Annotated in this window: 26 protein-coding genes; 13 read left to right on the forward strand and 13 right to left on the reverse strand. The window is 40.1% G+C overall.

Annotated elements, in window-relative coordinates; translation table 11 throughout:
• Nucleotides 1–263 precede the first annotated feature (263 nt).
• Complete coding sequence (locus F7888_RS14050; RefSeq protein ID WP_191780657.1) at nucleotides 264–935, reverse strand: site-2 protease family protein; 672 nt, start codon at nucleotides 933–935, stop codon at nucleotides 264–266.
• A gap of 324 nt (nucleotides 936–1,259) precedes the next feature.
• On the opposite strand from F7888_RS14050, the gene F7888_RS14055 reads away from it, so the two are divergent.
• Nucleotides 1,260–1,445 carry a 2-hydroxymuconate tautomerase gene (locus F7888_RS14055; protein ID WP_191780412.1) on the forward strand — a complete coding sequence of 62 codons (186 nt, stop codon included), beginning with the start codon at nucleotides 1,260–1,262 and terminating at the stop codon, nucleotides 1,443–1,445.
• A 428-nt stretch (nucleotides 1,446–1,873) separates the two neighbouring features.
• On the opposite strand, the gene F7888_RS14060 is transcribed toward F7888_RS14055, so the two are convergent.
• The 3 genes from F7888_RS14060 to F7888_RS14070 form a co-directional block, all read right to left on the reverse strand.
• On the reverse strand, nucleotides 1,874–2,383 hold the full coding sequence (locus tag F7888_RS14060; protein ID WP_191780414.1) for a YwgA family protein: 510 nt from the start codon (nucleotides 2,381–2,383) through the stop codon (nucleotides 1,874–1,876).
• A 39-nt stretch (nucleotides 2,384–2,422) separates the two neighbouring features.
• A complete protein-coding gene (locus F7888_RS14065) occupies nucleotides 2,423–3,724 on the reverse strand; it encodes an HD domain-containing protein (RefSeq protein WP_191780416.1) in 1,302 nt (433 codons plus the stop codon).
• A gap of 300 nt (nucleotides 3,725–4,024) precedes the next feature.
• Nucleotides 4,025–4,249 carry a YuzB family protein gene (locus tag F7888_RS14070; RefSeq protein ID WP_191780418.1) on the reverse strand — a complete coding sequence of 75 codons (225 nt, stop codon included), beginning with the start codon at nucleotides 4,247–4,249 and terminating at the stop codon, nucleotides 4,025–4,027.
• A 348-nt stretch (nucleotides 4,250–4,597) separates the two neighbouring features.
• Here F7888_RS14070 and F7888_RS14075 point away from each other — a divergent pair, with 348 nt between their 5' ends.
• Nucleotides 4,598–5,284, forward strand: a complete 687-nt coding sequence (locus F7888_RS14075) for an RsfA family transcriptional regulator (protein WP_191780420.1) — start codon at nucleotides 4,598–4,600, stop codon at nucleotides 5,282–5,284.
• A gap of 211 nt (nucleotides 5,285–5,495) precedes the next feature.
• On the opposite strand, the gene F7888_RS14080 is transcribed toward F7888_RS14075, so the two are convergent.
• The gene (locus tag F7888_RS14080) at nucleotides 5,496–6,323 is read right to left on the reverse strand and encodes a lipoate--protein ligase family protein (protein ID WP_318246295.1); all 828 of its coding nucleotides are present in this window, start codon (nucleotides 6,321–6,323) and stop codon (nucleotides 5,496–5,498) included.
• A 270-nt stretch (nucleotides 6,324–6,593) separates the two neighbouring features.
• Nucleotides 6,594–7,562, reverse strand: a complete 969-nt coding sequence (gene pta / locus F7888_RS14085) for a phosphate acetyltransferase (protein ID WP_412096004.1) — start codon at nucleotides 7,560–7,562, stop codon at nucleotides 6,594–6,596.
• A 419-nt stretch (nucleotides 7,563–7,981) separates the two neighbouring features.
• Between pta and hemQ the strand changes: the two genes are divergently transcribed.
• Nucleotides 7,982–8,728: a hydrogen peroxide-dependent heme synthase gene (hemQ, locus tag F7888_RS14090; protein ID WP_191780424.1), complete on the forward strand. Its 747-nt coding sequence runs from the start codon at nucleotides 7,982–7,984 to the stop codon at nucleotides 8,726–8,728.
• Between the two features lie 381 nt (nucleotides 8,729–9,109).
• Nucleotides 9,110–9,628 (forward strand): spore coat protein GerQ, encoded by a 519-nt coding sequence (gene gerQ / locus F7888_RS22675; protein ID WP_225228807.1) that lies wholly within the window; start codon nucleotides 9,110–9,112, stop codon nucleotides 9,626–9,628.
• Between the two features lie 248 nt (nucleotides 9,629–9,876).
• Here the strand turns inward: gerQ and F7888_RS14100 are convergent, their stop codons facing one another.
• Nucleotides 9,877–10,248 carry a DUF423 domain-containing protein gene (locus F7888_RS14100; RefSeq protein WP_191780425.1) on the reverse strand — a complete coding sequence of 124 codons (372 nt, stop codon included), beginning with the start codon at nucleotides 10,246–10,248 and terminating at the stop codon, nucleotides 9,877–9,879.
• A gap of 97 nt (nucleotides 10,249–10,345) precedes the next feature.
• On the opposite strand from F7888_RS14100, the gene F7888_RS14105 reads away from it, so the two are divergent.
• Nucleotides 10,346–10,498 carry a hypothetical protein gene (locus tag F7888_RS14105; protein ID WP_191780427.1) on the forward strand — a complete coding sequence of 51 codons (153 nt, stop codon included), beginning with the start codon at nucleotides 10,346–10,348 and terminating at the stop codon, nucleotides 10,496–10,498.
• A gap of 1,417 nt (nucleotides 10,499–11,915) precedes the next feature.
• Here the strand turns inward: F7888_RS14105 and F7888_RS14110 are convergent.
• From F7888_RS14110 to F7888_RS14120, 3 genes are all read right to left on the reverse strand, one after another.
• Nucleotides 11,916–12,236 (reverse strand): hypothetical protein, encoded by a 321-nt coding sequence (locus F7888_RS14110; protein WP_191780429.1) that lies wholly within the window; start codon nucleotides 12,234–12,236, stop codon nucleotides 11,916–11,918.
• 73 nt (nucleotides 12,237–12,309) lie between these two features.
• Nucleotides 12,310–12,594, reverse strand: a complete 285-nt coding sequence (locus F7888_RS14115; protein WP_191780431.1) for a YwdI family protein — start codon at nucleotides 12,592–12,594, stop codon at nucleotides 12,310–12,312.
• Between the two features lie 206 nt (nucleotides 12,595–12,800).
• Nucleotides 12,801–13,481, reverse strand: a complete 681-nt coding sequence (locus F7888_RS14120; protein ID WP_191780433.1) for a uracil-DNA glycosylase — start codon at nucleotides 13,479–13,481, stop codon at nucleotides 12,801–12,803.
• A 370-nt stretch (nucleotides 13,482–13,851) separates the two neighbouring features.
• Here F7888_RS14120 and pflB point away from each other — a divergent pair, with 370 nt between their 5' ends.
• A complete protein-coding gene (pflB, locus tag F7888_RS14125) occupies nucleotides 13,852–16,080 on the forward strand; it encodes a formate C-acetyltransferase (protein WP_191780435.1) in 2,229 nt (742 codons plus the stop codon).
• Between the two features lie 220 nt (nucleotides 16,081–16,300).
• Nucleotides 16,301–17,029 (forward strand): pyruvate formate-lyase-activating protein, encoded by a 729-nt coding sequence (gene pflA / locus F7888_RS14130; RefSeq protein WP_191780437.1) that lies wholly within the window; start codon nucleotides 16,301–16,303, stop codon nucleotides 17,027–17,029.
• 98 nt (nucleotides 17,030–17,127) lie between these two features.
• Here pflA and F7888_RS14135 read toward each other — a convergent pair whose 3' ends face one another.
• Nucleotides 17,128–17,307: a hypothetical protein gene (locus F7888_RS14135; RefSeq protein ID WP_191780439.1), complete on the reverse strand. Its 180-nt coding sequence runs from the start codon at nucleotides 17,305–17,307 to the stop codon at nucleotides 17,128–17,130.
• A 146-nt stretch (nucleotides 17,308–17,453) separates the two neighbouring features.
• Entirely contained in the window at nucleotides 17,454–17,726 is a 273-nt protein-coding gene (locus tag F7888_RS14140) for an HU family DNA-binding protein (RefSeq protein WP_090853529.1), read from the reverse strand.
• A 257-nt stretch (nucleotides 17,727–17,983) separates the two neighbouring features.
• Between F7888_RS14140 and F7888_RS14145 the strand changes: the two genes are divergently transcribed.
• The 3 genes from F7888_RS14145 (at nucleotide 17,984) to cas5 (ending at nucleotide 19,965) form a co-directional block, all read left to right on the forward strand.
• On the forward strand, nucleotides 17,984–18,256 hold the full coding sequence (locus F7888_RS14145) for a small, acid-soluble spore protein, alpha/beta type (RefSeq protein ID WP_191780441.1): 273 nt from the start codon (nucleotides 17,984–17,986) through the stop codon (nucleotides 18,254–18,256).
• A gap of 100 nt (nucleotides 18,257–18,356) precedes the next feature.
• Nucleotides 18,357–19,862 (forward strand): glycine betaine uptake BCCT transporter, encoded by a 1,506-nt coding sequence (locus tag F7888_RS14150; RefSeq protein ID WP_191780443.1) that lies wholly within the window; start codon nucleotides 18,357–18,359, stop codon nucleotides 19,860–19,862.
• On the forward strand, nucleotides 19,828–19,965 hold the full coding sequence (cas5, locus tag F7888_RS23080; protein WP_225228809.1) for a CRISPR-associated protein Cas5: 138 nt from the start codon (nucleotides 19,828–19,830) through the stop codon (nucleotides 19,963–19,965). The genes F7888_RS14150 and cas5 overlap by 35 nt, the downstream gene beginning before the upstream one ends.
• Here the strand turns inward: cas5 and F7888_RS14155 are convergent.
• Nucleotides 19,913–20,776, reverse strand: coding sequence for a Cof-type HAD-IIB family hydrolase (locus tag F7888_RS14155; RefSeq protein WP_225228810.1), 864 nt, complete (start codon nucleotides 20,774–20,776; stop codon nucleotides 19,913–19,915). The genes cas5 and F7888_RS14155 overlap by 53 nt on opposite strands.
• Before the next feature lie 307 nt (nucleotides 20,777–21,083).
• On the opposite strand from F7888_RS14155, the gene F7888_RS14160 reads away from it, so the two are divergent.
• From F7888_RS14160 to F7888_RS14170, 3 genes are all read left to right on the forward strand, one after another.
• Nucleotides 21,084–21,722 (forward strand): MSMEG_1061 family FMN-dependent PPOX-type flavoprotein, encoded by a 639-nt coding sequence (locus tag F7888_RS14160; RefSeq protein ID WP_318246296.1) that lies wholly within the window; start codon nucleotides 21,084–21,086, stop codon nucleotides 21,720–21,722.
• Between the two features lie 22 nt (nucleotides 21,723–21,744).
• Entirely contained in the window at nucleotides 21,745–23,139 is a 1,395-nt protein-coding gene (locus tag F7888_RS14165) for an amidase (RefSeq protein ID WP_191780447.1), read from the forward strand.
• Between the two features lie 233 nt (nucleotides 23,140–23,372).
• Nucleotides 23,373–24,746, forward strand: a complete 1,374-nt coding sequence (locus F7888_RS14170) for a dipeptidase (protein ID WP_191780448.1) — start codon at nucleotides 23,373–23,375, stop codon at nucleotides 24,744–24,746.
• The last annotated feature ends 70 nt before the right edge of the window (nucleotides 24,747–24,816 follow it).

Consider the following 24,816-nt stretch of genomic DNA (forward strand, 5'->3'; position numbering starts at 1 on the left):
TTACCCCATACACAACAATCCACCACGATCGGGGCACTTCTTCGCTCCTCTAGTTACCCCATACACAACAATCCACCACGATCGGGGCACTTCTTCGCTCCTCTAGTTACCCCATACACAACAATCCACCACGATCGGGGCACTTCTTCGCTCCTCTAGTTACCTCTTCTACCGTAATCCACCATGATCAGGGCACTTCTTCGCGATTCTAGTTACCTCATTTGCTAAATTCTACAAGTTTAAGGGCCACACACCAATCCTCTTCAATACCCAAATATTGGAGCAATTATCCTAAACAAAACGTCTTGCACGATATAAATACCATTCCCTAAAAAAGGGAAAATTGTACGGTCTCCAATTGGAGTAATGACTAAAAATAAAAACAAAATCACACCATAGCTCTCATACTGCGTCATCTTTGCACGGATAGGATCCGGCATTAAATCCTCAATAATTCGGTACCCATCAAGAGGTGGGAATGGCAGCAAATTAAACACAAACAGCATCACATTCAGGCTAACAAAAATATTGAAGAATTGTTCAACTGCCTCTAACGCAAGCCCTGTTAACGACGTAAATACACCAAGGCTAGCTAATAAATAAAACAAAACAATCGCAACAGCCGCAGCAATCAAGTTACTAATCGGACCTGCCACCGAAACAAGGATCCCAGCAAGGCGAGGATTCTTAAAATAAAACCGATTCACTGGAACTGGTTTCGCCCACCCAAACCCAGCGATAAAAATCAAAATCGTCCCAATTGGATCAATATGAGCAATTGGATTCAGCGTCAGTCGCCCCTGCTTCTGTGCAGTAGGATCCCCAAATTTGTAGGCAACAAAAGCATGTGCAAACTCATGGACTGTAAAAGCAATTAAAAGTGAAATGACGACAAACGGAATCGTTTCTAACGGATATCTAATAAATTGTTGTATGATGTCCACACGGTTTCTCCTTTTTTTATGTTCATTAACATCAGTATACAATATTGGGTGCAATAAGTTAAAATAATGAACATACAAGTTTTCATAATGATTGTTTTCGTATAAAGTGTTGTTTATAAAGCAGCAGCCTGAATACCCTCCGCGTCCGGCGGGGTGTCCGGCGAGCCTCCTCGTCACTGCGTTCCTGCGGGTCTCGCTTTTGGCCACGTATCCCGCAGGAGTCTCAGTGTATTCAGACTGCTAGATTATCCTTCTATTAAACAGGATTTATCGAAAACAGCCTTACAAAAAATACTTAATCAAAGGAGAATTCTAATGCCATACGTAACAGTTAAAATGCTTGAAGGTCGTACTGAAGAACAAAAAAAGGCTCTTGCTAAAAAGGTAACTGAAGCTGTATCCGAAACAACTGGTGCTCCTGAAGAAAAAGTCGTCGTTTTCATCGAAGAAATGCCAAAAAACCACTACGCAGTCGCTGGAAAGCGTCTTAGTGACGAATAGCATTTAGTAGAATAGTGGATCACGCAACGCAAATAGGGTGGGAAATCGCAGGATTTTCCCACCCTATTTTTATATGTTTTAGGTAAATTAGCTTTTGATTCATCACGATTTGAAAACAGATTTGCTCGGACTATGTTTGAAAAATAAAAGGAGAATTTCCGGTTAAATTGGGAGATAGCCTTATTCCCCTTTAAATAAAGGAAATTTTTCCTGTTATATCATCAAAATGGTTGAATTCCGCCTTATTTTAAGCTATTAACCGGAGAATCTTTCCTTATTTCGACTACTTTTGCCCCCAAATCTAAAATAGCGGTAAATTCTCCGCTTATGAAATCTCAAACTCTATCGAAAGAGAAAAACTAAAAAAAGCATGGAGAATTCCCATGCTTTCGTGAGGTAGTAGCCCCTAAGGACATCCTCTTCCTCTATTAATTCATCACTAATTGCTTTTGAAGTGAGGCAATATATCGATAGGCTTCCTCAACTTCTTCGTCAGTATATCTCTGTTTACTTTTCAACGTGAAAATTTTATTTTTCACTTCTTCCTTAGGCAAAGTATCAAAATAAAGAACTGTCGATACTAATTCAAGAAACCTTGCATTTTGTTGGTTTAGATTTTGCATGGTTTCATCTAGTGGAGGCATGTCCAACTCATAATGGCTTAAGAATTGTTGCCCTTTCTCTGTTAACGAGTATTTATATTGAATATAGTTACCCTTATCTTCTTTTTCTTCATTTAGGAAGCCTAGATTACAGAGCTCTTCTACGCGTAAGGTTAGTTCCTCTGAGTAAGGTCCATAGAAGTGAAAGTTGTATTTCTCGAAAAATGGAAAATCAACCTTCTTGGCGATATAAATCATTTTTTGCAGTTTTTTTCGACCTGTAATTTCCCCTGCACTAGAGAAGGCTTGCATGATTTTTGCGTGTTCAGTTAACAATCCCCCGTCATCTCCTCATCCGGTTTGTTCCAAACGTTTTTATTTTATATCTAACAATTCTTTAATCTTCTTCTTTACTGTTGATTTTGATGAAAGTTTGTTGATCATGTCTTCTGGGAAATAGAGCTTATGGTCCGTTCTTCTTTTTCCAGAAATGGCGTCAACAATTTCAGATTGGCGTGAGAGTTCACGTATTTCTCCCGTTGGCATGAGTAAATGGATGGGTAGGCGCTCTTCTTCTTCACCAGGACGATAGAAATCGTATGGTAGATCTGAAGAGGAATCTACAACTAAATAATAGTCAGGGTTAATTCCAGCCTTTTTAAACAGCTGAGTAAGCTCCATCAATTCCATCATTTGCTCACTTGGGTTAAATTCGACGTACTTAAACAGCTTCCGGTCACAGAAGCGGCTGCATAAATCACTTAAAATCTCATCATCTTCTTCCTGCCATGCTTGAAAATAATAGAGAATCACTGATTCATCGAGCTTCAAGTAATCACTTACTGTCACTTCGTTGTTAAAAATGGAGTAAAAATGTGTAGGCTTTGTTTGAAAGCTAAAGTTCTTTTCATATAGTTTTTTTGCTCGGTGTAGAATCTTTGTCAAAATGACCTCAGAGCTTCTAGTCACTGGATGAAAGTAGACCTGCCAGTACATTTGATAACGACTCATTATATAGTCTTCGACGGCATGCATGCCACTACTTTTTATTACCACTTGATCTTCTTGAGGACGCATAACTCGAAGAATTCGCTCCATATCGAAGTGGCCATAGCTGACTCCAGTATAGTAAGCATCTCGCTGTAAATAATCCATTCGATCGGCATCAATTTGACTTGAAATCATACTGACAACAAGCTTATTCTCATAGGTTTTTGCGATGACCTCTGCCACTTTCTTCGGAAAATCAGCACTCACTTTTTTGAGTACACTATTAACCTCCGTTTCACCCAAAATAATACTCTGGGTAAAATCCTCATGGTCTAGATGGAATACTTTTTCAAACGAATGTGAAAAAGGACCATGTCCTAAATCATGAAGAAGAGCAGAACAAAGACACAAAAGACGTTCGTCTGGGTTCCAATATGGACGATCCACGAAAATATCATCAATCATTCTACGGATAATTTCATAGACACCTAGGGAGTGATTAAATCGGCTATGTTCAGCACCGTGAAAGGTGACAAATGTGGTTCCAAGCTGCCTTATTCGACGAAGTCTTTGAAATTCTTTTGTGGCAATTAGTTCCCAAATTAGTTTGTCACGAACATGGACATAGCGGTGGACAGGGTCTTTAAACACTTTTTCTTCGCTTAGTTTTTCATTGGAATATGTCATGTTTTACCTCTTCCATCATTACATGTATCTCTTATTATAGCGTCTTCTGTTAGACAAAAAAACCCATTTTCGTACATATTTCGATTCTATTTTTTTTGAGCTTTACCAAATTTACGGAGGTACTGGTGTGGCTTTGAATGCCGCAGAATGCATACACTCTGCGTCCTGCGGGGTCTCACTTTGGCCACGTATCCCGCGGAAGTCTACGTGTATGCATTCTGCTAATTTTTTTAAATACCCGTCTATTTTTTCAAGAAAAAATCACCTGTTCTCTTTGGAGAGTCTTCGAGGTGATATGGGTTATTTATTTAGTTTTTTCTCAATTTTTTCGATTAGCTCGTCTTCTGTTGGAGCTGAGAGTGGACGATTATTTACAAATGCAAATGATTTCTTTCTTCCTGGTCCGCAGTAGGATTGGCAGGCGATGTCGATCGTTGCTTCTTCATCTATTTTCTTTAATCTTGGAACGAGTGTCTTGATGTTCGTTGCTTGGCAATCGTCACAGATTCTAAATTCGTTTGACATGGATGAAATCCTTCTTTCTATTCTATCAGTTACCTGTTTCTTTTCTATAGGCTATTTTACATATTATTAACGTCTATTGCAACCGAACAGAAATTGGCGTTTTTTTCGTGTATAGCTCCTGTCTTTTTTGTCAATCATAGAATTATCAAATGCATTTCGCACAAAAACAAAATTGTAAACTATCAACTAGGTAACCTCTTTTTTAAAGGCTGTTTTTATATAGATTTTTGCAATGAACCCGCAGCCAGAATACACTCCGCGTCCGGCGGGGTGACTGGTGAGCAGCCTTTTAAACAAAACTACCAGTTGATACTATATGAAATTAATCTAGGTAGGAGTGGAATTTATATGAAAGAAAGACAAGATGCATGGACAGAAGAAAATGATTTATTACTAGCAGAAACGGTATTAAGACACGTAAGGGAAGGAAGTACTCAATTAAATGCCTTTGACGAGGTTGGAGACGTATTAAATCGAACATCAGCCGCTTGCGGGTTCCGTTGGAATGCGGTTGTACGACATAACTATGAAAAAGCATTACAATTAGCGAAAAAACAACGCAAACAACGTCAACGTGCCTTAGGTCAACATCAGCCTGTTAAGAAAAAATTATTATATACACCACCAGTACCAACTATTGAAAGTCTGGAAGCACCAGTAGAATTTTCTACAATTGAGACACCATCTGCTGTTACACCAAAAGTGACTGCACCTGTTACAAACGAAATGGTCACAATTGAACATGTAATCTCTTATTTGGAATCAATGAAAAATCGCACTGGCTCAGTATCTGGCCTTCAAAAAGAGAATGAGAGATTGAAGATGGAAAATCGAGAATTGAAAGATGTGAATAAGGAGCTTGAAGCAAAGGTTGCAAAGCTTGAGCAGCAATCTCAAAATATTCAAGAAGACTATGAAACATTGATGAAGATTATGAACCGTGCCCGAAAGCTCGTGTTGTTTGAAGAAGAAGAACGTCCATCTACTAAATTCAAAATGGACCGCAACGGAAATCTTGAAAAAGTAGCTGAATAATCTCTGGAAATCATAGAGGCTGTCCCTTAATTATACTTGGGGCAGTCTTTTTCTGTTCTAAAAGCCGCAGTCGGAATACACTCCGCGTCCTGCGGGGTGACCGGTGAGCCTCCTCGTGCCTGCGGGGTCTCACTTTGGCCACGCATCCCGCGGGAGTCTACGTGTATTCCGACTGCTAGATTTATCATACCAGCATATATTTTACACACTTTTAATTAAACACCTTTTCATTCCGATCGATCATGCGTTGATAGTTTTGCTGGAAGCGTTCGTTCTCAGCCTCAGTCATGTCAGATGTGTAGATTTGTTGACTGTTTTTTTGCAAGGTTTGTAGAAGTCGAAGCATGAACATTTGAACCGTCATTTCTTTGCCAAGCAGCTCTGATAAAGATGCCATCGTATTTGGAACAATATCTGGAAAGATGAATTTCGTTTCCTCATTTTTCAAGGAAAGACGATAGAATTCCTGGATCAAGTTTGCTCGCTTCGACCCGCTCTCAGTTACACTCAGGTAAATTTGAACAGCAACCCCACCACGCAATCTGCGCTGTGAAATCCCTGCGAATTTCTTGCCATCTATGCTTAAATCATAGCTACCAGGGCAATAGGAACCAACAATCTCCCTTGCCTCAATCTGCACATTCTCCTCAGCTAACAATTCTTTAATTAACTCAACCATCGTGTCATATCCACGATTGATATCAATTCCTTTGTCAGCCTCAGGAAAAATTAATGAAATATTAAGAACCCCTTCGTCTAAAACAACAGCAAGTCCACCTGAGTTCCTGACAACGACTTGATAGCCTTGACTCTTTAAGTGGTCGATTCCTTCGTTCAGGTAAGGAAGTTTTGTATCCTGTATGCCAAGGACAATCGTATCATGATGGACCCAGGTTCTTGTGGTGGGAGAGCTTTCCCCTTTTCCAACTGAGGCACAAAGTGTGTCATCATAGGCAAATGATTGCTTTGCATCAAAAAAAGGGCCAAGACTTGTATGATCAATAAAACGCCATTTTTCTTGCTTTAATAGACTTGTCATCTTCATTTCTCCTTACACATTTGTACCAAAACCAATTTATTATAGCATTGCCAAAAAAGATAGCCAACTGTGTGACTATCTTTAATCGATCCTTTGTATAAGATTGTTGCTTTAATCCCCGCAGCCTGAATACACTCCGCGTCCTGCGGGGTGACCGGTGAGCCTCCTCGTCGCGATGCTCCTGCGGGGTCTCACTTTGGCCACGCATCCCGCGGGAGTCTACGTGTATGCATTCTGCTAGATATTACAATCCTTCGTTTTTAATTACAATTACAGTGCTTGTGCAGCTGTGATAAGAGCTAGTTTGTAGACGTCTTCGTCGTTACATCCACGTGATAGGTCATTTACAGGTGCATTTAATCCTTGTAGGATTGGTCCAACTGCTTCAAAGTTTCCTAGACGTTGTGCAATTTTGTAGCCAATGTTTCCTGCTTCAAGGCTTGGGAACACAAATACGTTTGCGTCACCCTTAAGGACTGAACCTGGTGCTTTTTTCTCTGCAACAGATGGCACGAATGCAGCGTCAAATTGGAATTCTCCATCAAGAACTAGTGTTGGCTCTAATTCTTGAGCAATTTTTGTAGCTCCAACGACTTTTTCAGTTTCTGGAGATTTCGCTGAACCTTTTGTTGAGAAGCTTAGCATTGCAACGCGTGGATCGATATCAAACATTGCAGCTGTTCTTGCACTTTCGATCGCAATTTCAGCAAGATCTTGGCTGTCAGGTGAAATATTAATTGCACAATCTGCAAATACATATTTCTCATCTTCACGAACCATGATGAATACGCCTGAAGTTTTCTTCACGCCTGGCTTTGTTTTAATAATTTGAAGTGCTGGACGTACAGTATCAGCCGTTGAATGTGCTGCACCACTCACTAGTCCATGTGCTTTGTTTAAGTAAACAAGCATTGTACCAAAGTAATTTTCATCTAAAAGGATTTTTCTTGCATCCTCTTCTGTTGCTTTTCCTTTACGTCTTTCAACGAATGCAGCCACTAATTCGTCCATTTCTGGGTAGCTGCTAGGATCATATACTTCCACACCAGCTAATGATAATCCTAATTCAGATGCCTTTTGCGAAACCTCTTCCTTGTTACCAACAACAACAGGAGTCATGATTCCTTCACTTGCTAAACGGCTTACCGCTGTTAAAATACGATCATCTAATCCTTCAGGAAATACAATTTTCAACTGCTTTCCAGTTACTTTTTCTTTTAACACATCAAATAAACTCACGATAAATCCTCCCAAACTTAAATATGTACTATCTTAAGAATAAACTTTTTTCAATAAAATGCAATAAAACTGTTTTAACAAATTTGTGAATCTCTTTAGTACAGATGATAAAACAACCAATTTCACAGTTCATTTAACTGCCAAATAACAAGAGAAAACAATCATTCATCTTATTCAATTGAAATTCACACATCTGTTCTAACACATTCATGAAAATGCATGGTACAGATTAATACAGTTTATATATATCAAGTATAAGACGTACTTATTTTCCCGTTATCTCCGTTTTCTAGTCACATTTTTGACGAATTCTTTCATTCCATCGTTTTTCCCGAGGTTAATTCCATTAACGTAAGGCTAAACTATGATATATTATTGATGGATACATACTATTACCGAATAAATAGGAGTTGAGTTAAATGAGTGAAGCAGCACAAACATTAGATGGTTGGTACTGTCTACATGATTTCCGTACCATGGATTGGACTCTTTGGAAAAGTATTTCGAGTGAGGAACGCCAAGTTGCCATTCATGAATATCTCGGTTTATTAGAAAAATGGAATGTCACACAAAACGAGAAAAAAGGCAGTCATGCGCTTTATTCGATTGTGGGCCAAAAAGCAGACTTCATGATGATGTTCCTTCGTCCAACGATGGAAGAACTAAATGAAATCGAAATGGAATTTAACAAGTCCAAGCTTGCTGAATATACAATCCCTGTTCATTCTTATGTGTCAGTGGTTGAGTTAAGTAACTATTTACCTGCTGGGGAGAATCCTTATGAAAATCCTCAAATCCTTGCACGTCTATACCCAATCTTACCGAAAGCTAAGCATGTTTGCTTCTATCCAATGGACAAGCGTCGCCTAGGAGAAGATAACTGGTATATGCTTCCGATGGAAGAGCGCCGTTCACTCATGCGTAGCCACGGAATGATCGGCCGTCAATATGCTGGTAAAGTGAAGCAGATTATTTCTGGATCTGTTGGTTTTGACGATTACGAGTGGGGTGTAACATTATTCTCTGATGATGTTCTTCAATTCAAGAAGCTAGTTTATGAAATGCGCTTTGATGAAGTAAGTGCTCGTTACGGGGAATTCGGTACTTTCTTCGTTGGAAACATCCTTCCAGAGGATGGACTTGAGTCTTTTTTACATGTTAACTAATTACCATTTAGGATGACTACTTTTAGTCATCCTTTTTTGTTTAGTAAATAACCGATCATTGATGAACGACTTTACCAAAGGCTCGTGCGTTCATAAACTATATAGGTAACCTAAAAATACTGCGGTATTCCATATTTATATACTTTCTTATCATTAAACAACAAACTTTTAGAAAACCGTCTATATTTTTGAGTGGACTTGCATAATCCTACAAATTTCCTCATAGGTTCTAGAGAATTCACTATTTAATTTTTTCAAAAAGGCTGTAACCTATTTTCCTCTTCTTAATATGTTATTAAGGTGTTCAATTCGCTAACAGCAACTCATTTATCTTACAGAGAGAGAACGAGTGATTTAATACTTACCTGAGGAGGTTTCAACATGAGTCAAAATCAACAGAACCAAAATCAAGAAAGTGAAGTAAGAAATCAAAATCCATATGCAAACTATGGCTCTGCATATAATCCTTATGCAGGGTTCACAGATCCAACAGCTGCTTACGGGTACGGTTATCCAGCTGGATACCAAACACCATATCAACAGCCAGCCGCACAGCAACCTGTGTATCAAACACCATATCAACCTGCTCCACCAATCGGCCAAGAGCCAGGTATGCTGCCGCTTGAGCAATCCTATGTAGAGAACATTCTACGCTTAAACAAAGGCAAATTAGCAACAGTGTATATGACATTTGAAAATAACACGCAATGGAATGCAAAAATTTTCAGAGGAATTATCGAAGCTGCAGGTCGTGACCACTTAATCTTAAGCGATCCAGACACAGGCATGCGCTACTTACTGTTAATGGTTTACTTAGATTATGTAACTTTCGATGAAGAGCTTGATTATGAATATTCTTATGGTTCAACACCGGGATTAAGCACGTATCCACCAAGATAATAATAGATTAGGAGTGTTGCTTTGGGCACACTCCTTTTTTGTTGGTAAAAATAATTGGTAGTTACACATAGAGTTCACTCTGAAAAAACGCAAGCTGAAATACACTCCGCGTCCTGTGGGGTGACCGGCGAGCCCCCTCGTACCTACGGTGTCTCACTTTTCCCACGGGAGTCTTTCGTGTATTCAGCCTGCTCTTTTATCTACAAAAAGAACCATACCTACTTGGGATATGGTTCTTCATATTTTTTCTATAATTGTTTAACCGCTGCGACAATAATTAAGATCCATGCAGCAAGAAACGCAACTCCACCAAGCGGAGTGATCGCTCCTAATACTTTGATTCCAGACGTACTTAAAACATATAAGCTTCCAGAAAAGAGAATAATACCGATAAACATTAACCAACCAGAAAAGCTTACTAGCGATGAGTTTGGCCATTTATCTGCTAGAAACGCAACCAAAATAAGGCCGAGCGCATGATACATATGGTAGGTAACCCCAGTCTCCCACACTTTCAAATACTTCTCTGTTAGCTTCCCTTCTAACCCATGTGCCCCAAACGCACCAAGTGCCACTGCTAAAAAGGCATTGATCGCTCCTAAAATTAAAAATAACTTCATATAAATCTCTCCATTCAACTAACATTCTTCATCTAGCTCTAATTATAACGGTGGGGCTGTGGGCAATCAATCTTTTGAGATGGACGGAGGAAGTAGCATGATTTATTCCACGAAAGTGGAGAGGATTCCAACGAATCAGACCAATAATCCAACGAAAGTGATGCTTGATTCAACGGAAGGGACTTCCTGGATGATGCATATCCATTCATTCAACGAAATCGGGGCGGAATCCAACGAACTAGAGCTATAATCCAACGAAAGTGATGCTTGATTCAACGGAAGGGACTTCCTGGCTGCAGCATATTAATTTATTTCAACCAAATTGAAGGGAATTCCAACGAACTAGAGCTATAATCCAACGAAAATCAGGCTTGATTCAACGGAAGGCCCTTCCTGACTGCAGCATATCAATTCATTCAACGAAATCAGGGCGGAATCCAACGAACTAGAGCCATAATCCAACGAAAATCAGGCTTGATTCAACGGAAGGGTCTTCCTGGCTGAAGCATATCAATTCATTCAACGAAATCAGGACGGAATCCAACGAACTAGAGCTATAATCCAACGAAAATCAGGCTTGATTCAACGGAAGTCCCTTCCTGGCTGAAGCATATCAATTCATTCAACGAAATCAGGGCGGAATCCAACGAACTAGAGCTATAATCCAACGAAAGTGATGCCTGATTCAACGAAAGGTCCTTTCTGGCTGAAGCATATCCATTCATTCAACGAAATCGGGGCGGAATCCAACGAACCAGAGCCATAATCCGACGAAAGAACGGTATGATTCAACGAAAGGTCCTTTCTGGCTGAAGCATATCCATTCATTCAACGAAATCGGGGCGGAATCCAACGAACCAGAGCCATAATCCAACGAAAGTGAAGTATGATTCAACGAAAGGTCCTTTCTGTCTGAAGCATATCAATTCATTCAACGAAATCGAAGCGAATTCCAACGAACTAGAGCTATAATCCAACGAAAATCATCCTTGATTCAACGGAAGGCCCTTCCTAGCTGCAGCATATCAATTCATTCAACGAAATCGGGGCGGAATCCAACGAACTAGAGCTATAATCCAACGAAAATCAGGCTTGATTCAACGGAAGGCCCTTCCTGGTTGCAGCATATCAATTCATTCAACGAAATCGGAGCGGAATCCAACGAACTAGAGCCATAATCCGACGAAAGAACGGTATGATTCAACGAAAGGTCCTTTCTGTCTGAAGCATATCCATTCATTCAACGAAATCCGAGCGGAATCCAACGAACTAGAGCCATAATCCAACGAACTAGAGCCATAATCCAACGAAAGTGAAGTATGATTCAACGAAAGGTCCTTTCTGGCTGAAGCATATCCATTCATTCAACGAAATCGGGGCGGAATCCAACGAACCAGAGCCATAATTCAACGAAAGGTCCTTTCTGTCTGAAGCATATCAATTCATTCAACGAAATCGGAGCGGAATCCAACGAACTAGAGCTATAATCCAACGAAAATCATCCTTGATTCAACGGAAGGCCCTTTCTGTCTGAAGCATATCAATTCATTCAACGAAATCAGGGCGGAATCCAACGAACTAGAGCTATAATCCAACGAAATGCATTCGCCTCTCTATAGCATTCCCCCATCAAAAAAGCCGCCCCACTAGAGACAGCTCATCAATCATCAACGATTATTCAAATAAACTTTCAAAGCTTGTTTCATATCGCCTTCGTATTCGGCGCTAGTTTCGACATGATAATGATCGCCTTCAAGCTCGGTTTTGAATTCAGTGAAGCCTTGTTGCTTCAAGAAATCGTCCACATCAGACATTTGATCATTTTGTCCAAGTAATGTTTTCTTTCCAACAAGATCATTATTCACTAACACTTCATACCGATCCTCTCTCAACTTTCCAGTTCCTTCATCACCCAAACCTGGTGCTGTTATACCAGCAATGATTGGATAGCTGCCAGACATTCCATATCTAGAGTCAACCATATTCATTCCCACCTCCAAAGCTATGATCTCTCAGTCATAGATTTTCCAACGAGAATCATTCTATGGGTGGGAATTTAAGTTAAAAATCTAAAAGTGAACCACCATTTGCATCATCTTCATCCATCTTTGTCGAAGGTAACGACGTTCCCATCGGCATTGTCATTGGTGGCGTCTGCTGGATAGGCTGAGCAAAACTCTTTGGATACACAACCTCATTTGCCTCTTGTCGTTCCTCTAATACAAGGTCACATAATGTTCTCATGGCAATGAAATGCTCTCTTACTTTGCCTTCATTTTGCTCCTGCTTGGCTTTTGCTAATTCGATTGTCATTTTCTCTAAAATTCGGTTCATTGATACATTCATGCTAAGTACCCCCTTTCACTACTTTTTCTGCTCTTATTTTTATCAGTGAACTTCATGCAATTGTCACCTGAGGATTGGTAAACGGTGACTGAAGGCATGGATGTTGTTTTAAAATTAAATGCCCGACAGCCCTTAGGGAATTTAGGATCCCATGTTGTATAAAAGTGCTGACAGGAAAAACAATTGATTCTCTCCCTCATTCCCTACTACACCTCAATCTCATCAATTTGCCAATTAATTTCTGAAAGTCCCTGTTCTTTCAATATTTTATTTACCTTTGAAAAAGGCTTGCTTCCAAAGAATCCTCTATAGACAGAAAGCGGACTTGGATGTGGTGCGGTTAAGACGAAATGATGATCATTTGTAATGAGCTTTGATTTTGATTGCGCGGGATTTCCCCATAAAATAAAAATCACAGGCTCTTCCCGTTCATTCAAATGCTTGATCACCTGATCGGTAAATCGCTCCCAGCCCTTCCCTTTATGTGAATTAGCCTCCCCTTGTCTTACAGTTAGCACCGTATTTAATAGAAGAACTCCTTGCCCTGCCCATTTCTCCAAACTGCCATGAGTAGGAATCGCACAACCTAGATCGTCCTGCAATTCTTTAAATATATTCATTAATGAAGGCGGAATCTTAACACCTGGTTGAACCGAGAAGCTTAACCCATTTGCCTGACCAGGCCCGTGATATGGATCCTGACCAAGGATGACAACCTTCACTTGATTGAAATCGGTTAATTCGAAGGAACGAAACACATTCTTCTTCTCAGGATAGATGTTAAAAGTATCACACTCTTCCTTTATAAACTGTGATAAACTTAAAAAGTAATCCTGTTTCCACTCTTTTTCCAAAATAGTGGACCACTGATTAGTAAGAACATCCATTGAAAAACTCCTAACCATTTTAGCATGCTTATTATTACTTTAACACATCGAACAAGCAGCTTCTATAACAGGAATTGGAATCCGATTTTATAGTACAGTTTCTTAAAATTTTCAAACTGTTATATAATTGTGAATCTAATCACACAATTGGATGGATACCCAAAACATACCATGTCTAACGAAAATAAAAAGTGCTACAATGTCTCCAGAAACCAATAAACACTTGACGTTCACAGATTATTGTTCAATAGTTCACAAATATTTCACGACTACCCCCTGTTAACCTGAGGATAACCATAGTATTCTATTAGTAGAAACTGTTATATATTCAATTTAAAAACTGTTATACAACCTTAAGGAGGTTTCCGTTATGAAACAATGGGAAAAGTTTGTAGAAGGTAAATGGATGAAAGAGATTAATGTTAGAGACTTTATTCTAACTAACATCAATCCTTATACAGGAAATGAAGAGTTTTTAGCAGATGCAACTGAAAATACGAATAAGCTATGGAAGCAAGTGATGGAATTAACGAAGCAAGAGCGTGACAACGGCGGCGTTCTTGATATGGATACTGAAATTGTATCAACAATTACATCTCATGGTCCTGGTTACTTAAATGAAGAAATCGAAAAAGTAGTAGGTGTTCAAACTGACAAGCCGTTCAAGCGCTCTCTTCAACCATTTGGTGGGATTCGTATGGCTGAAGCTGCTGCTGAATCTTACGGATTTAAAGTAAGTGAAGAAGTTAGCAAAATCTTCTCAGACTATCGTAAAACACATAACCAAGGTGTATTCGATGCTTATACAGATGAAATGAAGGCTGCTAGAAAAGCTGGAATTATCACTGGCCTTCCAGATGCTTACGGGCGTGGAAGAATAATCGGTGACTATCGTCGTGTCGCATTATACGGAGTAAATCGTCTAATTGAAGAGAAGAAGAAGGACCTTAAGCAAACGGGTGCAAAGACAATGTCTGAGGAAATTATCCGTTTACGTGAAGAACTTTCTGAGCAAATTCGCTCCCTTCAAGAATTGAAGCAACTTGCAAGTGCGTATAACTTTGATATTTCAGAGCCAGCTACAAATGCGAAGGAAGCATTCCAATGGTTATACTTCGGTTACCTAGCTGCAATTAAAGAACAAAACGGTGCAGCAATGAGCTTAGGCCGCACATCATCATTCCTTGATATCTATATCGAGCGTGACTTAGAAAATGGTGTTCTAACTGAGGAAGAAGCGCAAGAATTAGTGGATCATTTTGTCATGAAGCTGCGTCTTGTGAAATTTGCTCGTACACCTGACTATAACGAATTATTCAGTGGTGACCCAACATGGGTAACAGAATCAATTGGTGGGGTTGCCTTAGATGGTCGTCCACTGGTAACGAAGAGCTCATTCCGATTCTTACACACATTAGATAACCTAGGTCCTGCTCCAGAGCCAAACTTAACAGTGCTTTGGTCTACTCAGCTTCCTGAGGAGTTCAAGAAATACTGTGCAAAAATGTCGATCAAAACAAGCTCTATCCAATACGAAAACGATGATATTATGCGCGAGCAATTTGGTGATGACTACGGAATCGCATGCTGTGTATCTGCCATGAGAATTGGAAAGCAAATGCAATTCTTCGGAGCACGTGCGAACCTTGCAAAAGCATTATTATATGCAATCAATGGTGGTGTGGATGAGAAATTAAAATTCCAAGTAGGCCCAGAATTTGCCCCAATCACTTCTGATGTATTAGATTACAACGAAGTTATGGCGAAGTTTGATACTGTGATGGAATGGTTAGCAGAACTATATATCAACACATTAAATGTGATTCACTATATGCATGATAAGTATTCATATGAACGCATTGAAATGGCATTACACGATACTAACATCTTACGTACCATGGCAACAGGTATTGCTGGTCTATCAGTAGTTGCTGACTCACTAAGTGCCATCAAATATGCGAAGGTAAAAACCATTCGTGATGAAAATGGTCTTGTGACAGACTTTGAAGTGGATGGAGACTTCCCGAAATACGGAAACAACGACGATGCAGTTGATGATCTAGCTGTTCAGCTTGTTGAAACATTCATGACAAAGCTAAGAAAGTTCAAAACATACCGTGATTCTTTACACACAATGTCAATCTTAACGATTACATCTAACGTTGTTTATGGTAAGAAAACTGGAAATACACCTGACGGAAGACGTGCTGGCGAACCATTCGCTCCTGGTGCAAACCCATTACACGGTCGTGATACAAAAGGTGCTCTAGCTTCATTAAGCTCAGTAGCGAAATTACCATATGATCAATCTCTTGATGGCATCTCAAATACATTCTCAATCGTACCTAAAGCACTAGGAAAAGAAGAAGAAACACAAGTACTAAACCTAGTAGCGATTCTTGATGGATATGCTGAAAAAGAAGGTCACCACTTAAACATTAACGTATTTAATCGTGAAACATTATTAGACGCAATGGAGCATCCAGAAGAATACCCACAATTAACTATTCGTGTATCTGGATATGCGGTTAACTTTATCAAATTAACTCGTGAGCAACAAATCGACGTCATTAACCGTACGTTCCACGATAACTTATAAAAATAGAATAACAGAACTCCTATTAGGGAATTCATAATCTATTCTAGCAGCATGAATACACTATAGACTCCTACAGGCTCACTGGTCACCCACAGGACGCGGAGTGTATTCATGCTGCGGCATAATTACACAACACAACCTATTAGCTCAACACTTAGAAAAAATCATTTAGGGGAATTCACGTCATACTAGCTTCATCCCCAAGAAGGAGGATATCAATATGAACGGATATATACATTCGATCGAATCTTGCGGAACGGTGGATGGACCTGGATTACGCTATATTATTTTTACACAAGGCTGTCTTCTACGCTGTCAATTCTGTCACAACCCAGACACTTGGGAGATCGGTAAAGGCAGAGAAATTACAGTGGAGGAAGTCATTAAGGATTTAAAGAGCTACCTTCCTTTCATCAAAGCATCTAATGGAGGAATCACTGTTAGTGGTGGAGAGCCTTTACTACAGCTTGATTTCCTACTAGCTTTATTTAAGGCATGTAAGAAGCTTGGCATTCATACAACAATTGATACGTCTGGTGGCTGCTATAGCCAAGAAGAAACCTTTCAAGAAAAACTTGCTGAGGTTCTAAAATATACTGACCTATTACTACTAGACCTTAAACAAATTGATTCAAAAAAACACCGTAAGCTAACAGGCAAACCTAATGAGCACATCTTAGAATTTGCAAACTATTTATCTGATCGAAACATCCCTGTTTGGATTCGTCACGTACTCATTCCTGGAAAAACGGATGACCCAGAAGATTTGAAAAAACTACGTGCCTTCATTGACACATTAAATAATGTTGAAAAGGTAGAAATCCTACCATATCACAAGTTAGGCGTCTATAAGTGGCATACATTAGGACTTAAATACCCATTAGAACATGTCGAGCCACCAACTGAGGATGTTGTAAACATGGCTACTAGTATTCTGATAGATAGATAAATAAACGCATAAAAAATACTTAACTGATTCAGTTAAGTAAGAGGATCAATTGGCATACCAATTAAAATAGAAATTGGTATGTCTTTTTGTTGTTAAAATCATCTGGCATTTAATTTTTCCTTTAATTCATCGTAAGTTTCTTCCGTTTTGTATGTATTTAACGAGAAACCATTCGCTACTGATATACGATTTTCTCTTACTTCTATCACCAACAACGTGTTGATCAATATTTTTTCTTTTGATTTTTTATCAGTTACTTCAATAAATGAATTCAACATAATCCCCTCCATTATTTATAGAATAATATAATCTATCTCGGCTCCCTTATAAAAGAGAAATGAGTTGCTCGTTCGATTTTCACTCCCAAAATGGAATACGTTAAAAAAAAGCTGACTTGTTTTAAGTCAGCTTTTTTGTTGGTTCATTAGTTTACCGCTTCTTTTAATGCTTTTCCTGGCTTGAATGCAGGAACTTTGCTAGCAGCGATTTCGATTTCTTCACCAGTTTGTGGGTTACGACCCTTACGAGCAGAACGCTCACGAACCTCGAAATTACCGAAGCCGATTAATTGTACTTTATCTCCGCTTGCTAATGCTTCTTGAATTGCTTCAAATACTGCGTCAACAGCCTTTGTCGCATCTTTTTTTGATAGTTCAGAGCTTTCTGCTACTGCAGTAACTAATTCAGTTTTATTCATAATCTTTTCTCCTCTCCTTAAAGAACACATATTCTTTTTACCACGTTTTGCTTAGCTTGGCAACTTTTAGATGAAAAATTCCTATTAATCTTGTGGATGTTTAAATTACTTTACTAGATTAGCCAAAACAAGCGGTTTTAAAACACAAATTTCAAAAAATTTTAGCTAAAAATGTTTATTTTTTTAAGAAAGGCTGTTTTTTACTTAAAATAGGACAATTTATAGGTGTATACGTTTGTTAAAAAGGAGGTTTTCTGATGGCAAGAAAGCGTCGTCCCTTAGTTCGCGAAGCACGACCTGCTCTAGATCAATTAAAGGCCTCAGTGATGAAGGAACAGGGCTATCATCCCGATCAGAGCTCACCAGACGCTGTTAAATATGAAGTGGCAAAGGAGTTAGGTATTCCACTTCAAGAAGGCTATAACGGGACTCTCACGTCCAAGCAGGCTGGAAAAGTGGGTGGACAAATTGGCGGCAGCATGGTCAAAGAAATGATTAAAATGGCTCAACAAAATCTTTCAAAGCAATAAACTAAACCATGTGTAAGGAAGATCTATGTCGGATCTTCCTTTTCAATACATAAAAACCATGGCGAACTCAAACACTCTACATATATAAAGGGGGGTTACGATGAGAAAGGAAGTAACAAGTGTTTTTTGGATTTCTCTTGTGATTGCTTGCTTGTTTGTGGCATGGGGGGTTTTATTCCCAAGTAACCTAGAGCAGGCAATGGGCGTGGCTCAAGGTTTTTTTCTTGTTAACTTTGGGTGGTTTTATCAGCTTGTGGCGACGTTCTTTTTGATTTTTGCTCTATTTTTAATTTTTAGCCGTTACGGAAAAATCAAGCTAGGAAAAGATAGTGACAAGCCAGAATTTAATAACATCACATGGTTTGCGATGTTATTTAGTGCTGGGATGGGGATTGGTCTATTGTTCTTCGGGGTCTCCGAGCCTATTTCCCATTTCGTTACACCTCCGCTTGATATTGAACCAGGATCGAGCGAAGCGGCACGAACATCCTTGAGATATACGTATTTGCATTGGGGATTTCATGCATGGGCCATCTACGCAACGATTGCGCTAGCTTTGGCATACTACAAATTTAGAAAAGACCTACCCGGTCTCATGAGTGCGACTCTTTATCCACTACTTGGTGAAAAAACAAAGGGACCTATTGGAATTACAATTGATGTGATTGCTGTATTTGCCACCATCTTTGGTGTAGCAGCTTCACTTGGTCTTGGGTCGCAGCAAATCAACGGTGGGCTAAGTTACTTATTCGGGATTCCTAATCATTTTGGCATTCAATTGATCATTATTTCGATCGTGACCATTTTATTTTTAATCTCGGCGGGAACTGGGATAAAAAAAGGGATTAAGTATTTAAGTAATGCCAATATGATTTTGGCCGTTATTTTATTATTTACATTTTTATTTCTTGGCCCAACCGTGTTTCTATTAGATCTTTTTACAACGACATTAGGAACGTATATCCAGAACTTGCCTAGTATGGGACTTCGTTTGTCTCCTTTCAATGAAGAACGGGCCGCTTGGGTTCAAGGGTGGACAATTTTTTATTGGGCATGGTGGATTGCTTGGGCTCCCTTTGTCGGTACCTTTATTGCGCGTGTTTCAAAGGGGCGTACGGTAAGAGAGTTTGTGGTGGCGGTATTATTGGTCCCTACCCTTGTATGCTGCTTCTGGTTTGCGGTGTTTGGAGGAACTGGGATTCACTTTGAATATAATATGGGAGCAGATGTGTCCGGTCAATCGACAGAAACGGCTTTGTTCTATGTCTTCCAACAAATGCCCTTTACATCTGTTTTATCTGTGATCACTTTATTATTAATTTCGACCTTCTTTATTACTTCAGCAGATTCTGCGACCTTTGTCCTTGGCATGCAAACGACAAATGGTTCACTTAACCCGACTAATTTCGTGAAATTCACATGGGGGATTATTTTAGCCTTATCAGCAGTTGTATTAATGCTTTCAGGTGGATTAAGTGCGATGCAGACAGCAATTATTGTTAGTGCTTTTCCGCTTGCAATTATTCTAATCTTCACCTGCATTTCGATGGTGAAGTCGTTTCAACAAGAGGTTGCGGCTACAAAGAAATCAAAAAAAATCAGTTAAGAAAAAAGGAGTCAACCGCTTGTGGTTTGACTCCTTTTTCTATCGGGTTCCTACTGATTCACAACTTCAAGAATCGCTTTCCCTACCCCATCGTTCTTGTTAGTGTCAGTGATGATATGACCGTGCTTCTTTACTTCTTCTGGGGCATTTCCCATCGCAACTGCTCGGCCAACGCGCTGGAACATCGAGAGGTCATTGTAGTTATCTCCAATCGCCATTGTTTCTTCAAGTGTGATGTTTCGTTTTGCGACAAATTCAGTTAAGGCTAGTCCCTTTTGAGCATGAACACTATTGATTTCAATGTTTTCTTTTCCTGATGAACTAATCGCAATTCCTTCAATGGTTGACAGTGCCTCTCTTAGTTCAGCAAGCACTTTCTCATCGAATGAGAAGGTTATAAATTTATAGACAGAGACATTGTTTTTCACAATCGAATCAAATTCATCAACTAATTGAATCAAGCCACTTTCAAATCGTTCTTTTGCCGCCTTCACAGTTTCTTCATAGTTTACATGTTGGAAATTTGGGCTCATGAAGATGTCCATGATGATCATTAGTCCTTGATCATAGTCCTTAGAGTAGGTTCCATCTTCTGTATATAATTCATAATAAGCGTTGTGCTTATTTAAGATATCCATGACTTTGAATGCTGTTTCTTGATCAATTGGACTCTCGTGGATTCTTTCACCTGAAATCGATCTCACATCTGCGCCGTTTACAGCAATAATCGGACAATTTAGCTCTGCTGCCTCTAAAGGGAATTTTGCCTCAGGAAAGGATCTTCCTGTTGCGATCACAACCTCTATCCCTTTCGCTTGCGCTGCTTCAATTGCTTGCTTATTGAGATCACTTACTACATGATGTTCATTTAACAACGTTCCATCCATATCAATTGCAATACACTTAATCATCATTACAACACCCTTCTTTTCTAAGTTGTAAATTCACTTATAATTTAACTTTTTTCGAACAAATTATTGCTGTTATTAATCGCAGCCTGAATACACTCCGCGTCCTGTGGGGTCTCACTTTGGCCACGCATCCCACGGGAGTCTCCATGTATTCAGTCTGCTAGAAATCTCACTTTCAATTATTAAAAAAAACACTTTGAGAAAACAGCTTATAATTTTCAATTATACGTGTCTTTTCTTGAAAAATAAAATCATACCCTTGATTATATTGTATAATTTTAACAAGAGTATGTAATTAGAGGAGTGGATTGTGTTGTCAGATTTGTTTAGAGAGAAAATTACATCGGTTGAGGAATTAACTGACGTGCTAGGAGGATCTCCTGGTAAATTAGCAGCCAATAAAGTCATTCATCACCTAGATACCCACTGCAAGAACTTCTTGCAATTATCACCCATCGTCTTCATTTCCACATCACATCAGGATGGCACCTGTGACGTGTCTCCTCGTGGTGACCATCCAGGTTTCACATTGGTTGTGGATGATACACATCTCGTCATTCCTGATCGTCCAGGCAACAAACGCGTGGATTCGATGCGCAATATCCTGGTCAATCCACAGATTGGCTTAATCTTTCTGATTCCTGGATTGGAAGAAACCTTACGAATCAATGGCAAGGCTTGGATTATTCAAGATAAAAAATATTTGGAACAGCTAGAGATCCGTGGGCACATCCCAACTCTTGGAATCGGAATTGAAATTGAAGAGTGCTTCATCCATTGCGCCAAAGCCCTTAAGCGCTCCTCCCTCTGGAATCCAACCGCTTGGCCTGAAAAAGAGGCTCTGCCTTCGATTCCGAAAATGATCGCTGACCATGTGAAGCTAGAAGACCATACACCTGAATCAATCAAGGTAGACTTAGAAGAAAGCTACACGAAACGATTGTATTAAACCGTGAGGAGTTGTGATAGATATGGATCAATTTAAATGGATGGATGCATTAACCCTTGCCAAACTAATTCGGGAAAAAGAAGTGACGTCTGATGAACTAGTTGAGGTAACTTTGAAACGAATTGAACAGGTTAATCCTTTGATCAATGCTGTTAACTCACTTGTAGACCAAACAACGCAGCCTTCACATCCATCAGGTCCCTTCGGTGGTGTACCTTTTTTAATGAAGGACCTAGAGTTTTTTGCGGGCACTAGATATTCAGGTGGTTCGAAGTATTTTAAAGAATTCATTGCCCCTGTTGAATCAGAGCTTGTTTCGCGTATTCGCAAGTCAGGGCTAGTCACTATCGGAAAAACAAATACTTGTGAATTTGGTATTCAACCGATTACAGAACCCGCCCTCTTTGGTCCAACTCGCAATCCTTGGAATACTGAGTATACTGCTGGCGGTTCAAGCGGTGGAGCTGCGGTGGCCGTTGCGGCAGGGATTGTTCCGGTGGCTCATGCTTCTGATGGGGGCGGTTCAATCCGTATCCCAGCCTCTTGTTGTGGCTTATTTGGACTTAAAGTAAGTCGTGGTCGCAATCCAAAAAATCCTGATCCCGTTGGTATTGCAATCAGTCATTGTATCTCCCGCTCGGTTAGAGATAGTGCGGCCCTTCTTGATGCTACACATGGGGCTGGGGTGGGCGACCCTTATCCTGCACCTCGATTTGAAGGATCGTTTTTACATGAGGTGTCAAAGACTCCAAAGAAGCTCCGGATTGCCTATGTCACCACCAGGTTTGATGGTTCTCCTATTGACTCTGATTGTGTTGATGCGGTGATGGATGCTGTGAAACTATTAACAGACCTCGGACATGAAGTAGAGGAAGCGATGCCTCGTATTGATGTCAACGGATTTACAGAGGCATTTACCGTTCTATGGTACCAGCTTCTTTTAATAGGAGTAGCTCCGCTTGAACAATTAGTCGGTCGAAAGCCAACTGGGGGTGATTTTGAACCTCTAACATGGGCGATTCTAGAACAGGCGAAGACAATGACCGGCCTTGATTATTTATTTGCCACTACTTATATGCAAAGTCTAAGTCGTGAGCTGGCACAATTTTTCACTAGCTATGATTTGTTACTTACTCCTACCCTTTCCAAGCCGCCCGTTAAGGTTGGCGAAATCAAGTATGAGAACGATCTTGATAACTATTCAAAGGTGATCAATGGATGGGTTCCGTATACGCCTGTCGCAAATGCAACCGGGATTCCAGCGATGAATGTTCCCCTATATTGGAATGAGGCGGGACTTCCAGTTGGCGTGCATTTCATGGCACCTTACGGGGATGAAGCGACCCTCCTGCAACTCGCTGGACAGCTTGAAGAGGCACGACCTTGGAAGGATCGATATCCGGCGGTGAGTATTTAGTCTATAAAAAGGCTTTTTTTCAATAATTGTTGTAAAGTCTTGAAAAATAGAGAGGCTCATTACTAGCAGACTGAGTACACGTAGACTCCCGTGGGATTAGTTGGCTCCTACAGGACGCGGAGTGTATTCAGGCTGCGGTTTTACACTTAACAATCTAATTCAATTCTTGCTTTTAACGGACTAAAGGAGCAAAATATATTCATAGACATCATTTTTTGAAGGAGGATCTACATATGGAGCAAAAGACGCAAGATTATTTAACTCAACATCGAGATGAGCACCTGAAGCAATTATTTGAACTATTATCGATTCAAAGTATAAGCGCACTCCCAGATCATAAAGAGGATGTGAAGAAGGCAGCGAACTGGATGGCTTCAGCACTGACGGATATTGGGATGGAACATGTGGCAGTACATGAAACAAAGGGACATCCAATTGTATATGCTGACTGGTTAAATGCCCCTGGCAAACCAACAGTCCTGATTTACGGTCACTATGATGTGCAGCCTGTGGATCCCCTTCACTTATGGGACAGCCCACCTTTTGAGGCTGAGATTCGTGATGAGAAAATCTTTGCTCGAGGCGCAAGTGATGATAAAGGACAAACATTCATGCACTTAAAAGCGATTGAAGCAATCCTTGAAACAACAGGAACTCTACCTGTTAATGTGAAATTCTGTATTGAAGGTGAGGAAGAAATCGGCAGTCCAAACCTCCCTGCTTTTACCGAGGAAAACAAAGAGCTTCTCGCAGCAGATATTCTTGTCATCTCTGATACAGGAATGCTTGAGCGTGGAAAGCCAACGATTTGTTATGGTCTAAGAGGCTTATGTGGCCTGCAAATTGACATCAAAGGGGCAAAAGGTGACCTTCACTCTGGCCTATACGGTGGCGGTGTTCAAAATGCCATCCATGCGTTAGTAGAGCTGGTTGGAACCTTCCATAATGAGCATGGGAAAATTACGGTTGAAGGCTTCTATGATAAGGTTGCTCCTCTCACAGACGAAGAAAAGGCGGCCTATGATGCGTTAAACTTTGATGAAGAAACCGTGCGTGCGGAATTAGAGGTTCCTGAATTATTTGGAGAAGAAGGTTATACCTATTTAGAGCGTACATGGGTAAGACCGACGCTTGAGGTAAATGGCATCTACGGAGGCTTCCAAGGGGATGGTATAAAAACAGTATTGCCTGCTGAGGCTGGTGCGAAAATCACTTGCCGTTTAGTTCCAGATCAGGATCCAGACGAGATTGCTGAATTACTTCAAAAGCATATTGAAGCACATAAGCCAAAGGGGGTTGAGGTGAAGGTTTCACTCTTTGATAAAGGAGCTCCTTTTGTCACTCCATTCGACCACCCAGCGATCCAAGCGGCAGGTCGTGCTTATGAAAAAGTGTATGAAGTACCAACATCTTATACGCGCGGTGGCGGGTCCATCCCAATCGTGGCGGCATTTGATCAAATTCTAAACATCCCTACCGTTCTGATGGGCTTTGGATTACCAACGGAAAACTTCCATGCCCCAAATGAACATTTCCACCTAGAAAACTATGATAAAGGCTTGCTGACCCTTTGTCATTATTGGTATGAATTAGAGAAGACATTGTAAGGATTAAGTCAGGAGTAAGTCGCTCCTTTTCGATGGAAAAGCAACTAAATTATTTAAAACAAAAAGCATA

The sequence above is a fragment of the Litchfieldia stipae genome, from assembly GCF_014837155.1.
Classification (GTDB): Bacteria; Bacillota; Bacilli; order Bacillales; family Bacillaceae_L; genus Litchfieldia.